Below are 14,869 nucleotides of genomic sequence, written 5' to 3' on the forward strand. Positions count from 1 at the left end.
GGGTCATGCAGGCTGTGCCTGCGTGAGCGGACCGTGGTGGATGGGACGGATGCCGAACCAGATCGCGTACATGGCCGGCAGAAATACCAGGGTCAGCACGGTGCCAGCGAAGGTGCCGCCGATCAGGGTGTAAGCGAGCGTGCCCCAGAACACGGAATGGGTGAGCGGGATGAACGCCAGGATCGCCGCCAACGCGGTAAGGATCACCGGTCGGGCACGCTGCACGGTGGCCTCGACCACAGCGCGGAACGGATCGAGCCCCGCCGCCTCGTTCTGGCGGATCTGCCCGATCAGGATCAGGGTGTTGCGCATGAGGATGCCGGACAGCGCGATCAGCCCGACCAGCGCGTTGATGCCGAACGGCTGCTGGAACAGGATCAGCGTCGGCACCACGCCGATCAGTCCCAATGGGCTGGTGAGGAAAACCATGATCATCGCGGCAATCGAACGTACCTGCAGAATGATGATGATCAGCGTGACGGCCAGCATGATCGGGAACAGTGGCAGCATGGCCTTGCTCGCCTTGCCAGACTCCTCGATGGATCCCGCCTGCTCGATGCGATAGCCGCTCGGCAGCCGTTCGATGATCGGCTGCAACTGCTGGCTGATGGCGGTCGAAACGTCGGGCGGCTGCAGGCCTTCGGCGATATCGCCGCGCACGGTGATGGTCGGCAGGCGATCGCGCCAGCGCATGATAGGCTCCTCCATGCGCACCTCCACTTCGCCCACCTGTGACAACGGAATGCGCTGGCCATTGGCACCGGCCAGAGTGAAATCCATCACCCGCGCCGGATCGAGTCGGATATCACCGGCTGCACGGGCCATGACCTGGACGGTGCGGATGTCTTCGCGCACAGCAGTGACGGGAACACCGCTGAGCAGAAACTGCAGCTGCTGCGCCACTGCACTGGAAGTCAGCCCCACCGCCTGCAGGCGATCCTGCTGCAGATTGAAGTGCAGCGTGGGAACGCGGGTGCCCCAGTCGGTATTGACCGTGCGCATTAGCGGGCTGGCCTCCATCACCTGCCGCACCTCGGCAGCGATCTCGCGCAGGAGCCGCGGATCCGGACCGGTAACCCGGTAGGCCACCGGATAGGGCGAATACGGGCCGAACACCAACTGGCTGACGCGCACCTGGGCCTCGCTGGCCAAGCCCTCGGCAATCGCCTTGCGCAGGCGGTGCTTCAATGCCTCGCGCTCATCCGCGTTACCAGTACGTATGACGACCTTGGCGAACGACGGATCCGGCAGCTCCGGACTCATGGACATGAAGAAGCGAGGTGCTCCCTGGCCGATGTAGGCCGTGACGATCTTCGCCTCTGGCTGCCTCGCCAGCCAAGCTTCGATTTTTTCCGCAGCGCCACTGGTCTGGGCGATCGAGGAGCCATAGGGCATCTGCACCTCGACCATGACTTCGGGACGGTCGGAGATGGGGAAGAACTGTTTCTTGACCAGCGCCATGCCGAGTACGGCCGCCACGAACAGCCCGATCACGGAGCCTGCGACCAGCCACTTGTGTGCAATTACCCGACCTAGGAGTTGGCGAAAGTGGTTATAGCGCGGAGTGTCGTAGATAGCGTCGTGACCACCTTCGACCTTCTTGATCTCTGGCAGCAGCTTAACGCCGAAGTAAGGTGTGAAAATCACCGCGACCAGCCAGGAGGCGATCAGCGCGATGCCGACAATCCAGAACATGTTGCTGGTGTATTCACCAGCCGTAGAACGGGCAAAACCGTTAGGCATGAAGCCTACGGCGGTGACCAGGGTGCCGGAGAGCATCGGCGCGGCTGTGTGGCTCCAGGCATAGGCGGATGCCCGCACACGGTCATAGCCCTCCTCCATCTTCACCACCATCATTTCGATGGCGATGATCGCATCGTCCACCAGCAAGCCGAGGGCGAGGATCAACGAGCCCAGGGTGATGCGGTCGAAGTTCTTGCCGGTGGCGGCCATCACCACGAAAACCATCGCCAGGGTCAGCGGCACCGCCACCGCGACTACCACGCCGACGCGCCAGCCCATACTGACGAAGCACACCAGCATGACCACAAGCAGCGCGACGAAGAACTTGACCATGAACTCGTCGACGGATGCACTGATGTTGACGGACTGGTCGGTGACCTTGCTCAGGCTCATGCCCAGCGGCAGTTCAGCGTTGATCTGTTGCACTTCATCGTTCAAGGCCTTGCCCAGGTCGAGCCCGTTCCAGCCTTCACGCATTATGATGCCGAGCAACAGGGCCGGCTCGCCGCCGCTGCGAATCAGGAAGGTGGCCGGGTCTTCATAGCCGCGCTTGACCGTGGCGACATCGGAAAGCTTCAGGGTGCGGCCCTGGGCGATGATCGGGGTGTCGCGGATCTTCTGTAGTTCATCGAAGGCGCCGTCGAGACGCAGGAAGACGTCCGGGCCATGGGTTTCCACGGAGCCGGCCGGGGTCAGGACGTTCTGCCCTTTGAGCGCGGCGAACACTTCCTGGGGGCCGATGCCCAAGGTGGCCAGGCGCTCGTGGGAGAACTCGACGAAGATGCGCTCGGCCTGTTCGCCAATGATATTGACCTTCTTCACGCCGGGTACATGCAGCAGGCGCTGACGCAGGGTCTCGGCGTCGCGCACCAGGTGGCGCTGCGGCTCGCCCCTGGCCTTGAGTGCGAACAGGGCGAAGGTGACGTCCGAATACTCATCGTTGACCAGCGGGCCGATCACCCCGGCTGGTAGTGTCTTGGCCTCGTCGCTGATCTTCTTGCGCGCCTGGTAGAACTCCTCGGGTACCTCCGAGGGCGGTGTGGTGTCGAGCAGGGACAGGGTGGTGAAGGCTAGGCCCGGGCGTGTGTAAGTTTCGCTGCGGTCGTACCAACGCAGTTCCTGCAGGCGCTTCTCGATCTTCTCGGCAACCTGATCCTGCATCTCCTGGGCGGTGGCGCCGGGCCAGGCGGTGACGATGGTCATCACCTTGATGGTGAAGGCCGGATCCTCGGCGCGCCCGAGCTTGAAGAAGGCGACCAGCCCCGCCAGGGAGATCAGGCAGACCAGGAACAGGGTGACGGAGCGCTCGCGTACTGCAAGTGCGGAGAGATTGAAACGACCGTCGCTCATGGCTGACCTTCCTCGGCTGCTGCCACCGTGGCCGGCTCGACTAGGCGTACAGGTTGGCCGTCGCGCAGCAGGTGCGCGCCCAGGGCGACTACCTTGTCGCCCGTTTTGATCGCGCCGCTGACGCGGGCGCTTTCATCATCCAGTGACTGAACACTGACGGGTGTCCACGCCACCTGCGCCGGCTCCCCGCGGATAATCCAGATGCCAGGTCCGTTGCCAGCGTCGTACAGCGCGGCGATAGGCACCTGCACTGCGCTCGGCGTGATGGTCTGCGGATCGCTGATTTGCACGGTGATGGTGGTGCCCAGTGGCGCATCGGCTAGATCGCCATCGAGCACATAGCGCGCCTCGAAGGTGCGGGTCTGGCGGTCAGCGACATCTGACAGCTGGCGCAGCCGAGTAGCGACGCTAACGTCTTGCCTGCCGAAGAGTCTGGCCTGGGCGCTGGAACCGACCGCCGGGCGTAGGGTTTCCGGCAGCTGTACGAGGGCTTCGCGTGGGCCGGCATGCGCAAGCCTTACTACAGCCTGGCCGGCGCTGACCACCTGGCCGGGCTCGGCCAGGGTTTCCATGACAATGCCATCGGCATCGGCGAGCAATTCAGCATAGCGAGTGGCATTGCCGGCAACCTTGGCCTGGGCCTCTGCTGCACTGAGTTGTGCACGGGCCGCATCCGCCGCCGCCTTGTACTGATCGTAGGCGGACGCCGATACCGCACCGGTACCGCGCAGAGCGCGGTAGCGTGCCTCGTCATCAGTCGCCTGCTGAGCCCGTGCACGCGCTGCGGCCACCGCCTCACGCTGGGCATGGGCAGCGAGTTGCAGGTCGACCGGATCAAGGCGCAGCAGGACCTGGCCGCGCTTGACGGTCTGGCCAGTATCGACCAGGCGCTGCAACACCTTGCCGGATACGCGGAAACCGAGGTCGCTCTGCACCCTGGCCGCGACGATGCCGGTGAAAGCACGCGACGTGGAGGTTGCTGACTGGATGGTGGCGATGCGAACCAGGGGCGCATCAGTACGGGGATCAGGGAGCGTCTGGTCGCTGCAGGCGACCAGCGCGAACGGCATGACGCCGACCAGGGTGGACAGAAGGAGGTTGCGCCGGCGCATGAGGAACCCATCGCGAAGTCGTAGGGAGCCTCACTTTGAGCCTTGTGACCAATTTAGTCAATAGTCACGACTCAGGGTGACAAACTGCGTAACACCAGGCTGGACAGCAGGGTCGGCGCTTCATCGGTGGTGTCGAGCCCATACTGGAGCAGCAGCGGATTGAAATAGGGGCGCATGATCAGGTGGATCGCACGGGTGGCTTCGTCCAAGGGCGTCTTGCGCTCGAAGTCGCCGCTTTGCCGCCCCTGCTGCAGGATCTCGCGAAGGGTTCGCTCGATGAAACCCTCGTAGAGCAAGGTCGCCGGCCAGCGCCCGGAGGCGGCTGAGGCAGCAATGTCGTAGAGCTTGCGATCCTCGAAGAACAGCTGCAGGCAGGCTTCTACCAGGGCCTTGAGCATGCGCCGCAGTTTCTCGGGTGGGCTGTCCACCTCGTCAATGGCGGTCATCACCTCGGTCTGTATCTGCTGCAGACAGTTCGAGCAGATCATCTCGCCGATGGCCTGCTTGGACTCGAAGAACTTGTAGATATAGGCCTTGGAAAAGCCGATGGCCTTGGCCAGGTCGGAAACCGTGGTCTTCTCGTAGCCGTACAGGCGGAAATGCTCGGTCGCCGCTGCCACGATCTGATCACGTACCTCGTGATCCACCGGACCACGTGCTGCAACTTTGGGGGAGGGAGTCTTGTTCATGGGGAGATAGCCTACAGAGCGTCAGGGTGATGGACAACAAGTGACCAAAATGTATTATGGTCACATCCTTAACCATTTCCCTTTATCTCGGAAGAAAATCCCATGCTGCCGAAGCGCACCCTCGTTGTATTGATCAGCATCAGCCTGGTGGCAGGTTGCACAGTAGGTCCAGACTACCAGCCCCCCAAGATTTCCCTGTCCGAGCGCTTTTGGGGGCAGGATGCCATCGAGCAGCGGTCTGGGAGCTCCACGGCTGATTTGATCGATTGGTGGGCAAGCTTTGGCGACCCGCAACTGACTCGATTCGTGACACTTGCGCTGCAGCAGAATCTGGATCTGGTCCAGGCCGAAGCACGTATCGCCCAAGCCCGGGCTGGCCTGAGTTCGGCCAATGCGGCGTTGCTGCCCTCTGGCTCCATCAACGGCCAGGCGGCGCGCGCCTACCAATCGGTGGAGACGCCACTGGGCCAGGTACTCGACTCCGCGCCTGGCTTTGACCGCTACGGCAACAGCTACGAAGCCAATCTTGGCGCCACTTGGGAGCTGGATGTTTTCGGTGGCCTGCGCCGTGATCGCGAGGCTGCGTTGGCGGAATACCAAGCTTCGCAGGCAGGCATAGCCGCCACACGGCTTGCCGTCGCGGCACAGGCTGCCGACATCTACATCAGCATTCGTGGCCTGCAAACCCGCATCGGCGTGGCGCAGCAGCAGGTGAAGACGCAACAAGACCTGTTGACGACCATCGAGTTGCTGCAGAGCCAGGGCTTGGCCGCTGACCTGCAGGTACACCAAGCCCGTGGGGCACTCGCCCAGGTGCGCGCTTCGGTACCTGTCCTGGAATCCGGCTTGGACGCTGCGATGAACGCCCTCGACGTGCTGCTCGGCTCACAACCTGGCACGTACAGCACCGAGTTGGCCGAGGTCGAGGCCATCCCGGTGACACCGCAAATCAATACGGGCGTTACGCCTGGGGACCTGTTGCGTCGTCGGCCCGACCTGATCGTCGCCGAACGCCGGCTGGCCGCCTCGAACGCGCGTATTGGTACCGCCGTCGCTGAGTACTACCCGAAGTTCTCACTGAGTGGACTGATCGGCAGTGCCACGTCGGTGTCCGGCGGCAACCTGTTCAGCAGCAGTGCCAGCCAGATGAGTGGCGTGCTGGGGCTGCGCTGGCGCCTGTTCGACTTCGGCCGCATCAATGCCCAGATCGACCTGGCCAAAGGGCAGGAAGCCGAGCAACTGGCCGCCTACCGCCTCGCCGTGCTTCGAGCCACCGAGGACGTGGAGAATGCCTTCTCCGCACTGATCAAGCGCGAGATACAGGCCAACGTGTTGGAGCAGGGAGTAGACTCGCTCAGCCGCGCCCGGCAAGCGTCGTTCGAAGCCTACCGACAAGGCGTCGCCAGCCTGATCGAAGTGCTGCAGGCCGACGACAATCTGTTGCGCGCTGCAGACGCCCGAGCCCAGGCAAAAGCCGAGTCTGCTCGCGCTGGCGTTGCGGTATTCAAGGCGCTAGGTGGCGGTTGGAATGTACCAAGCTCACTAGCAGCGAACTGATTGCAAGGCTGTACCAAGTAGTTGCTTTGTGCTGATCTTTGGTTACGTGATAGCGATGCCGACAGTCCGCTATTGGCCGGTAGCTGCCTATCCCGCTATCGGCCAAACGCGGGCGCTGGGTGACTGAAGGCCCTGCCGTAGCTTCGGCTCTCTGGCGAAGGCTTTCACCCTGCGCGCTTCAGTGCCTGCTGCCAGCTCTCCAGCCACTAATCCTGCTCGCCATCATGCCTGCAACTCCGGCCTGACAGGCGTGCAACAGGGAGACCGACTCCTAGACCCACCACTCCCCCCAGTGCTAAGACAGCAAGCTGAGACACTTTTTCAAGTACGAGCAGCGCGACAATCGCCTCTGATCCAATTCAGAGGCCATAGCGTGAGCGCTTTACAAACGATTTCCCTGGCGAAGATTGTTGTCGGGCACAAGCACAAGATCAGTGTTACCTGGCTTTTGGTAATAGCTGAAAATCTCCTTATGGCTTTGCTGCCGCTCTTTATCGGCTATTCGATCGACAGTCTGATGAACAATCAGTATCAGGATGTACTGATACTCGCCGGCGTGTTGACTGCCTTGGTCATCGTGGCAGTGGCACGGCGCATTTACGACACCCGTATCTATGGCGACATTCGCGTAAAAGTGGGTTTGGATACCGATAGTCGCCTGCGCAGCCGCCCGGTGAGTACGCGCAGTGCTCGTTTGAGTATGTCCCGCGAGCTCGTCGACTTCCTCGAGCACGACCTGCCGCCACTGCTCACCGCCATCATTCAGTTGCTGGTTACATTGATCGTGCTTGCCAGTTTCAGCCCTTGGCTTGCGATGAGCGCTGGAGGGGCTGGGCTACTGATGCTCACTATCTATACCCTGTTTCACCAGTCCTTCGTAAGGCTGAATGCACGCCTGAACAGTCAGGTTGAGCGTCAGGTCAACGTACTCAGTTCCCTCCCCCCTAGCGGCCTGTATACGCATCTGAGAAAGCTAAAGGCGCGTGAAGTTAAGCTCTCCGATACCGAGGCCGCGCTCTACGGCATCGTGTTCATGGTGCTGTTCGCCTTTGTGCTGACCAACCTGCTGTTGACCACTCAGCTAAACACACCGAGTGCAGGCCAACTGTTTGCAGTGGTGACCTATTCACTGGAGTTCGTAGAAGCGGCACTGCTCTTACCGATCACATTGCAAACCCTCTCGCGTCTGCGCGATATCCACGAGCGACTCAATGCAGCGTAATTCAAGGATGCGACGCACCCTGCCCATAGTTGGCGGCATTGGCCTGCTGCTTGTGGCCATTACTTTGGTGATCATTACCGAACCTGCGCCGGTTACGACCAAACCGCTCGCTGCTGATCCTGCGCCGGTGACAGTAGTGACGGTATACGCGCAAGCTTTCGCTCCGACACTTACCGTGCTGGGCACAACATCAGCACGCTGGCGGGCTGAACTCAAGGCTCGCAGCGGCGCGCAGCTGCACTGGCTCGACGACAGCCTGGAGCCGGGCTCCATCGTGCACAAGGATCAGTTGCTGGCCAGCCTCGACACCACCGTGCTGGAGGCCCAACTGGCGCAAGCCAAAAGTGATGTGGCTGAAGCCAAACTGCAACTGACACGCACCCAGCTTGAACAAGCCGTTGCGCTGAAAATGCTACGCGGCGAGCAAAACACTGCTTTCGGTCGCCGCGAGCCGCAAGTTGCTGCGGCGCGACTCGCGCTTAGCAAGGCCCGCGCCACTGTCACAAGTGTCGAAAAAATGCTGACGGATACACAGATCCGAGCGCCGTACGACGCAGTGATTTTTCAGCGGCAGGTCAGCCCTGCGCAACATGTTGAACAGGGCCAGGTACTGTTCGAGATTGCCGCCAGCGATAGCCTGGACGTCAAACTGCCGATCAGCGACAACCAATGGCAACGCTTATCTGGCGAGTTGGGCAAGGCCAAAATCAGCTTGGAGGACCGTCAGCAGCAACGCTGGCCAGCCAGCTTGCGCTACCTCGCGCCACTGGCCAATGAGGTTACCCGCCAAAGAGAAATCGTGCTGCGGGTCGACACCCCCTACCAGCGCATACCGCGCCTGCTGCCCAACCAGCACGTCAAGGTGCATCTGCGTCTGACCGAACAGCAAGATGCCATGCAACTGCCCCTGAGCGCGCTCACCCGCGACGACGAAGTCTGGACGGTGCAAGAGGCTCGACTGGTCAAAGAGCATGTTCGCCGGCTGCAGCATACAGAAGCCAGCGCCTGGGTAATCTTCAACGAATCACCAAGCGAGCCGCGCCAAGTGGTGCTTTATCCACTGCACTCCATGCTGCCTGGGCAAGTAGTGACGCCGATTGAGGCAGAGTTATGAACTACCTGAACCGCTGGTTCATTGCTAACCCCGTCGCGGCCAATCTGCTGATGATAACGATCCTGGCTGCTGGCTTGTTGTCGCTGACGCAACTGCGGATTGAGTCGTTCCCGCAGATTGCCCCTAGCAGCCTGGTGGTCAACATTGCCTACCCAGGCGGCACTGCGGCGCAGATCGATCAGAGCGTAACCCAACGCGTCGAATCGGCGATCAGCGGTATCGGTGGGATCAAGCAGATCCTCAGTCAGTCCAGTGCCGGCATGTCCAGCGTAAGAGTACGCAAGACAGCAGCGGCCGACTTGGACAAGCTGGTCGAAGAGGTACGCAATCAGGTCAACGCGATAGAGGGAATGCCACAACAAGCGGAGAAACCGCAGATCACCCGCGAGGAGTTCACCAACCTGGCCGCCTTTGTCATCGTATCTGGCCCGCATGACAACAGCATGCTGCAACCCATTGCCAGGCAGGTCGAACAGGCCCTCAAACAGCACCCACGTATCGCCAAGGTAGCCAACCTCGGCAGTCGTCAAGCGCTACTGGTCATCGAACCTGACCTCGACAAGCTGCAAAGCACCGGCATGAACCTGGAGCAGGTTGCCGACGCGGTGGCACGCAACTCCCTGGAAACCCGCAGCGGCGAGATGAAGAACGCCGCTGGGCGCCTGCTACTGCGTGGCGACGGCTACGCCGATGGGCTGCAGCCGCTCAGCAGCATTGCCCTGCTCAATAACGCTCAAGGCACAGTGACTCTGGGCGATGTCGCCAGCATCAAACGCGAGTTCCAAGACGACGGAGCGATCGTCCGAAACAACGGCCAGACTGCCATCGCCCTATTAGTCAGCACCGCCAGGGAAGACAACCTGCTGCTGGTCAGCGAAGCCATCGCAGAAACTCTGGCCCGCCAGCAACGTTTGCTACCAGCGGATATCACCCTGACAACTATGGCGGAAATGGCGCCGTACATCCGCGAACAGCTTGGACTGTTGGGTAACAGCGCGTGGCAGGGGCTGTTGATTGTTACCGTGCTGCTGGGGCTGTTCCTCGAGTTGAAACTGGCATTCTGGGTCGCCGCGGGTATCCCCCTGGCCCTGGCCGGCACCCTCGCCGCGATGCAGGTTTTCGAGTACAGCGTGAACGATATTACCCTGTTCGGTTTCATACTCGTGCTGGGCATTCTGGTCGATGACGCCGTCGTCGTCGGCGAGAGCATCTATGCTCAGCGGCGCGCTGGGCGCCCTCCGGCCGAAGCTGCCTTGCAAGGCGTAAACAGGGTTTCCGTCGCAACCGTCTTTGGGGTGCTGACCAGCATTGCCGCATTCTCACCCATGCTGTGGATCAACAATGAGCTGGCCAAAGTGCTGGCAGGTTTCTCCGCCGTGGTGATCTTCGCACTGATGTTCTCCCTGCTGGAAAGCAAACTGATCCTGCCGGCACATTTGTGCGGCAACGAGATACGAATGCCCCTGGGTCTGAGTCGCCTGCAGCATGGTGCCCAAAGCGGCCTGCAGTGGTTCATCAACAAAGTGTATCGACCACTTCTGAGTGCGGCGCTCGAGCACAGCGCCGCCACCCTGCTCGGCTTCGCCGCTTTTATCCTGCTTGCGTACGGACTCTGGAGCAGCGGCGCAATCCGCAGCGCGATTTTCCCCGAAATCCCCGGGCGCTACATCACCGCAAAAGTCGACCTAGAGGACGGAGCCCCTTTGGCGTTGCAAGCCAGAGTACTGGAACAGCTAACCCAGAGTGCCGAACAGACTTCCAGCACGTTGATGCGAGAATATGCGCTGAAACAGCCACTGCTGATCAACCTGCTGAGCCACTCTGATGGCTATGGCGAGATCGAGGTAACCGCCGAACTCAGCCAAGAAGCCCTGCGTCAACTCCCCAGCAATACCCTGCTTAACCGCTGGCGCGAACGGACGGGTCCCCTGGAAGGCGCGTACGCCGTGAGTTTTGCTTCTGCGGAATCGCCTACGGGCGGCAGTCGACTAGCTATTGCAGCCTTGGACCGAGACCTGGCCCGCGATGCCAGCCAAGCGCTGGCGAACGCGCTTGCCGGGCTTCCCGGCGTAAGCGACGTGTATGACGACGGCCAAGGCGGACAGCCCCAGATCAGCCTCAAGCTCAACGAGTTTGGCCGCCAACTGGGCCTCAGCCAATACCACTTAGCACAATTGGCTGGAGAAGCCTTCGGCCAACGCGAAATTCACCGCATGCTTGAGAATGGACAGGAAACGAAGCTGATCTTGCGCTATCCCGCTAGCGCACGTCGTAACAAGGAGCAGTTGCTCAACACGCCCGTGTTCCTGAACAACGGCCAAACAGTAGCGCTCGGCGATGTGGCAGAGCTACACATCGAACGCGAGCCTGAAACCTTGTACCGACGTAACCGTGAACAGGTGGTCAATCTGTCTTGGCGACAGGACCGCGACATTCAGGCACCGGAGCACACACTGGAACAACTGCAGGACGAAATTGCCACAGTCGAAGCGCGCTACCCCGCAGTCACGATCAGAGCTGCCGGAGAGTTCGAAGAAATCGACGAGGTACAGGATGGTTTCAAGCAGGCCATGCTGCTGACTCTACTTCTTATCTACTCACTCCTGGCGATCCCGCTCAAGTCATACTGGCAGCCGCTACTCATAATGGCAGTGATCCCCTTCGGTTTCGCAGGGGCGATTTTTGGCCATGGGCTCATGGGGTTACCGATCAGCCTTCTATCGATGTTTGGAATGCTGGCCCTGACCGGAATCGTGGTAAACGACTCACTGGTACTGATCACCCATTTCAACCAGAACATCCGCACAGGTTTGGGCCTGCGAGAGGCATTGATCAGCAGTGCTAGTAGTCGCTTTCGCGCCATTTTTCTCACTACTGTAACGACTGTATGCGGTCTATTGCCGTTGATCAGCGAGAGCAGTGAGCAAGCTCAGTACCTGAAGCCTGCGGCAGTATCGCTGGTGTTTGGCGAGCTGTTTGCCACCGCCATTACCTTGATTCTGGTCCCGATTTTGCTCGGCATCAGCTATCGGCTCAAAAACCAGAATCTCTCGACGGCGGCAGCGCGATGATGTTGTCACCTTCCAAGACCCGCACATAGCAGATACAGACAAGTCCTAGCTCATGGAGCAAGAGCAGATGCGTAATACCCCTCACATGTTGGCGCCGGAACATGCGCTGCTGAAAAACCTACCGCCCCACCAGCGCAAACGATTTGAGACCGCATTGCAGCTCATACACTCGACGCAAGGTTCGGCACTCGCCTGGCAGGAGGTGGCCAGGCGTAGTGCCATCTCTCCGTATCATTTCCACCGGCAGTTCACCCGAGTATTTAGTGAAACACCCGGCAGCTACCTGAGCCGCGTGCAACTGCAGTGGGCCGTATCCATGCTACTGGACAGTCCACAGAGAAAAATCACAGATATTGCCCTGGCCTGTGGTTTCTCTTCCTCCCAGGCACTGGCCAAGGCCTTGCAAAGAGAGCTACAGCAAACGGCCAAAGCAATCAAAGTGATCGGCAAAAGCGGCACGCTGGATCAGGTTAGAAGCGTGCTCGAGCCTTTGGCACACCGTGTACCGTCGAATCAAAATCCGCTAGAGATTCAACTGGCAGAAAACCTACCCTGTCGCCTTGAGGTACTTGAGGAGCGCGCTCTACACATCGAAAGGCTTCCAGATATCAGTTTCGAAGAACTCTGCGAGCGACTGGGTGACAAGCTCTACAACCGGGCGATCCTGACACCAGTGAAATTACTCGACGCCCCCTGGGAAGACTGCATTCAGTGGTTTGGTAGCTGGTGTCCGGTAGTGACAGAAAGCGCCAAACACAAGCGGGTCCCCGCCGGTGAATACCTTACCTGCGAGTGCTATATCGCCTCGGACATGGGTTATATGGCAGCGCTAGAAGGCATGGAGAAACAGGCAAAAAGGCTTGATGTCTGCCCTGATTGGGATGGACTGTGCGTCGAGCAGATACTTGAGATAGATGACTCGATGACAGGCGGTATCGTGCTGCGCGTGGAAGTGCCTGTGAGGCGCTAAGTTGGGCCGAAAACGGCAGACTCGGGCGGAATGCACACAGCCCGGGACAGACCAGCTGCCGGCTACTAGGTCGACTGGATGGACTAGGAACAATGATTCCACGAGCCACGCCCCCGCCCCAGCACCTCCAGAAAAGGTCGGCAAAGACAGTCAGAGAATCGCCGAACTCGTCAGAAGTGACTGTTCAGAAACCACTGAGCAAAAGACTGAATTGATTTTGTGCTCGAACTCCCTGGCAAGGTACTCAAGTTCAGATCACATGAGGTAGCCTTGTCACGTCAGTAGGGAGAAAAGAAATGCAAAACAGGTACGGACGACTCGCCTCTTGGATCTATCATCTCGATAAGCCAATTGGCCACTCATTCGGCGATTTGGAGTACTACCAGCAGCGTTTGAAGGGGTGTGATGGTCCTATCCTCGAACCTGCGGTTGGCAACGGGCGCATCTTCATACCACTGCTTGAATTAGGCCTGGCCGTAGAAGGCTTTGACGCCTCGCAAGACATGCTCGAATACTGTCGCCAGGAGTGCCTCAATCGGCGGCTTCCCATCCCCCTGACCTGCCAAACATTCGAGCAGTTCAGCTACGATCATCGTTTCACCGCAATCATCATGCCCGCTGGGTCGTTCCAGTTGATTACGGATACTGCGACGGCGATGACCGTGCTCAAGCGATTTTGGGATCACTTGCAGCCTGGTGGGCGGCTGATACTGGACGTTGATCCAATTCAAGGCATCATCGGAGAAGGAAGCTCTGCTCGCAGTTGGGAGGTTACTGGCAGTGACCTGTTAACGTTGACCTGCCATCGAGCCAAGATCGATTACATCAAGCAAACCACCCTCTCCCACTTGCACTATCAGCACTGGCGAGATGGCAACCTGCAGGGTGCCGAGCTCGATCTATTCCACTTACGGTGGTGGGGCGTCGATGAGTTGGCATTCGCATTGCGAGAAGCGGGCTTTGTGGATGTGGTGGTGTCGGGTAACTATCAGTACGGACGTCAACCCTGTCAGGATGATCACATCATCAGCTTTGAAGCGAGTCGCCCAAGCTGAGGAAAGCTGGTCTGTCCCGGAGCTAGTAGACACTCAATGAGCGATTCTGGCCGGAAGCCGCCTGTCACGAGCGACTGCTCCCGGCCAGAAGCGCTCATCGAGTGTTTAGGGCACCTCGGGTGACCACTACGGCTTGGATCTAAAGACATTGTCACGATGGTACTGCAAGTAAGGAAGGTGGTAATCGGTAAGCTCCTTGCGCAGGCACATGTCCTCCGCAATGCCTAAAAGCGCTGCGTTGGACGGCTTCAACTGAGGGGATAACATTATCTGCCCGTTATCGTCAAAAGTGATGAATCCCTGATCGAAGGCGGCATCGAGATTAGGGGCTAGCAGAAGACCATTGGGCATATCCACGGCTTCCTGCACATTGCACTCGCGCCAAGGCTTCATGTGCGAAGCAATTAATACCTCGTGCATCTGGCAGCCGGTGACAGCGCATCCTCCCCAATAGTTAGTGAGCCGCTCGCGATACGGGCCCTGCCCGATCCGTGCCTTCTGATAGGTACTACGCTCCTTCTCGCTAAGTGCACTAGCTACCTCTTCCATAGCCTGAAGATCATCCAAGGCGTCATGAGTTCCGATGGGATCCACCATGCCCAGGCTTTCCATAGCCTCGGCTACCTCGGGACGCAGAATCCATTGGAAATGCCCATTGCGGTCTTTGTGCTCATGGGCAGTGCATAGGGTGTAGGTCCAGCGCGGATAGTCATTGGCAACAACGTCCGGGGTGTACTTAAGGAGACTCGCAATCCGGCGAGCAAAGTGGCCGTACTGGATGTTGGCGGGGCCATGCCCCGTATAACTCTCATCCGCGGCCTGAGACAGACGAGTCGCGCTGATTAGGCGACCAGGAGACCGATAGTTCGCCTTCAGCATGGCAAATCCATTTTGCATTAGCTTCGACTGGTCATTCGCTAGCTCGGCCAGAGCCTGCATGTACTGTTCTACTGTGATCATCGATCCACTCCGATCAGGGCCGGTTT

The 14,869-nt window shown here is 59.6% G+C and carries 10 protein-coding genes; 6 read left to right on the top strand and 4 right to left on the bottom strand.

Translation table 11 applies throughout. The features are described 5' to 3' along the window. Window positions 1-3 precede the first annotated feature (3 nt). The 3 genes from ACF8GF_RS06415 to ACF8GF_RS06425 form a co-directional block, all read right to left on the bottom strand. The gene (locus ACF8GF_RS06415) at window positions 4-3,093 is read right to left on the bottom strand and encodes an efflux RND transporter permease subunit (protein ID WP_392519720.1); all 3,090 of its coding nucleotides are present in this window, start codon (window positions 3,091-3,093) and stop codon (window positions 4-6) included. Next, window positions 3,090-4,205 (bottom strand): efflux RND transporter periplasmic adaptor subunit, encoded by a 1,116-nt coding sequence (locus ACF8GF_RS06420; RefSeq protein ID WP_333982524.1) that lies wholly within the window; start codon window positions 4,203-4,205, stop codon window positions 3,090-3,092. Before ACF8GF_RS06420 ends, ACF8GF_RS06415 begins: the two co-directional genes overlap by 4 nt. A gap of 71 nt (window positions 4,206-4,276) precedes the next feature. After that, on the bottom strand, window positions 4,277-4,894 hold the full coding sequence (locus tag ACF8GF_RS06425; RefSeq protein ID WP_392519721.1) for a TetR/AcrR family transcriptional regulator: 618 nt from the start codon (window positions 4,892-4,894) through the stop codon (window positions 4,277-4,279). A gap of 102 nt (window positions 4,895-4,996) precedes the next feature. On the opposite strand from ACF8GF_RS06425, the gene ACF8GF_RS06430 reads away from it, so the two are divergent. The 6 genes from ACF8GF_RS06430 (at window position 4,997) to ACF8GF_RS06455 (ending at window position 13,883) form a co-directional block, all read left to right on the top strand. Continuing rightward, entirely contained in the window at window positions 4,997-6,451 is a 1,455-nt protein-coding gene (locus tag ACF8GF_RS06430; protein WP_392519722.1) for an efflux transporter outer membrane subunit, read from the top strand. A 373-nt stretch (window positions 6,452-6,824) separates the two neighbouring features. Beyond that, complete coding sequence (locus ACF8GF_RS06435; protein ID WP_392519723.1) at window positions 6,825-7,673, top strand: ABC transporter six-transmembrane domain-containing protein; 849 nt, start codon at window positions 6,825-6,827, stop codon at window positions 7,671-7,673. After that, window positions 7,663-8,787, top strand: coding sequence for an efflux RND transporter periplasmic adaptor subunit (locus ACF8GF_RS06440; RefSeq protein ID WP_392519724.1), 1,125 nt, complete (start codon window positions 7,663-7,665; stop codon window positions 8,785-8,787). The genes ACF8GF_RS06435 and ACF8GF_RS06440 overlap by 11 nt, the downstream gene beginning before the upstream one ends. Then, window positions 8,784-11,858, top strand: coding sequence for an efflux RND transporter permease subunit (locus tag ACF8GF_RS06445; RefSeq protein ID WP_392519725.1), 3,075 nt, complete (start codon window positions 8,784-8,786; stop codon window positions 11,856-11,858). The genes ACF8GF_RS06440 and ACF8GF_RS06445 overlap by 4 nt, the downstream gene beginning before the upstream one ends. A 67-nt stretch (window positions 11,859-11,925) precedes the next feature. After that, a complete protein-coding gene (locus tag ACF8GF_RS06450) occupies window positions 11,926-12,828 on the top strand; it encodes a helix-turn-helix transcriptional regulator (protein ID WP_392519726.1) in 903 nt (300 codons plus the stop codon). Window positions 12,829-13,124: 296 nt separating this feature from the next. Beyond that, window positions 13,125-13,883 (top strand): class I SAM-dependent methyltransferase, encoded by a 759-nt coding sequence (locus ACF8GF_RS06455; protein WP_392519727.1) that lies wholly within the window; start codon window positions 13,125-13,127, stop codon window positions 13,881-13,883. Between the two features lie 126 nt (window positions 13,884-14,009). On the opposite strand, the gene ACF8GF_RS06460 is transcribed toward ACF8GF_RS06455, so the two are convergent. Beyond that, window positions 14,010-14,843 (bottom strand): HNH endonuclease, encoded by an 834-nt coding sequence (locus ACF8GF_RS06460; protein WP_392519728.1) that lies wholly within the window; start codon window positions 14,841-14,843, stop codon window positions 14,010-14,012. Between the last annotated feature and the right edge of the window lie 26 nt (window positions 14,844-14,869).

The organism is Pseudomonas sp. yb_5 (genome assembly GCF_043103865.1).
Classification (GTDB): domain Bacteria; phylum Pseudomonadota; class Gammaproteobacteria; order Pseudomonadales; family Pseudomonadaceae; genus Aquipseudomonas; species Aquipseudomonas putida_Y.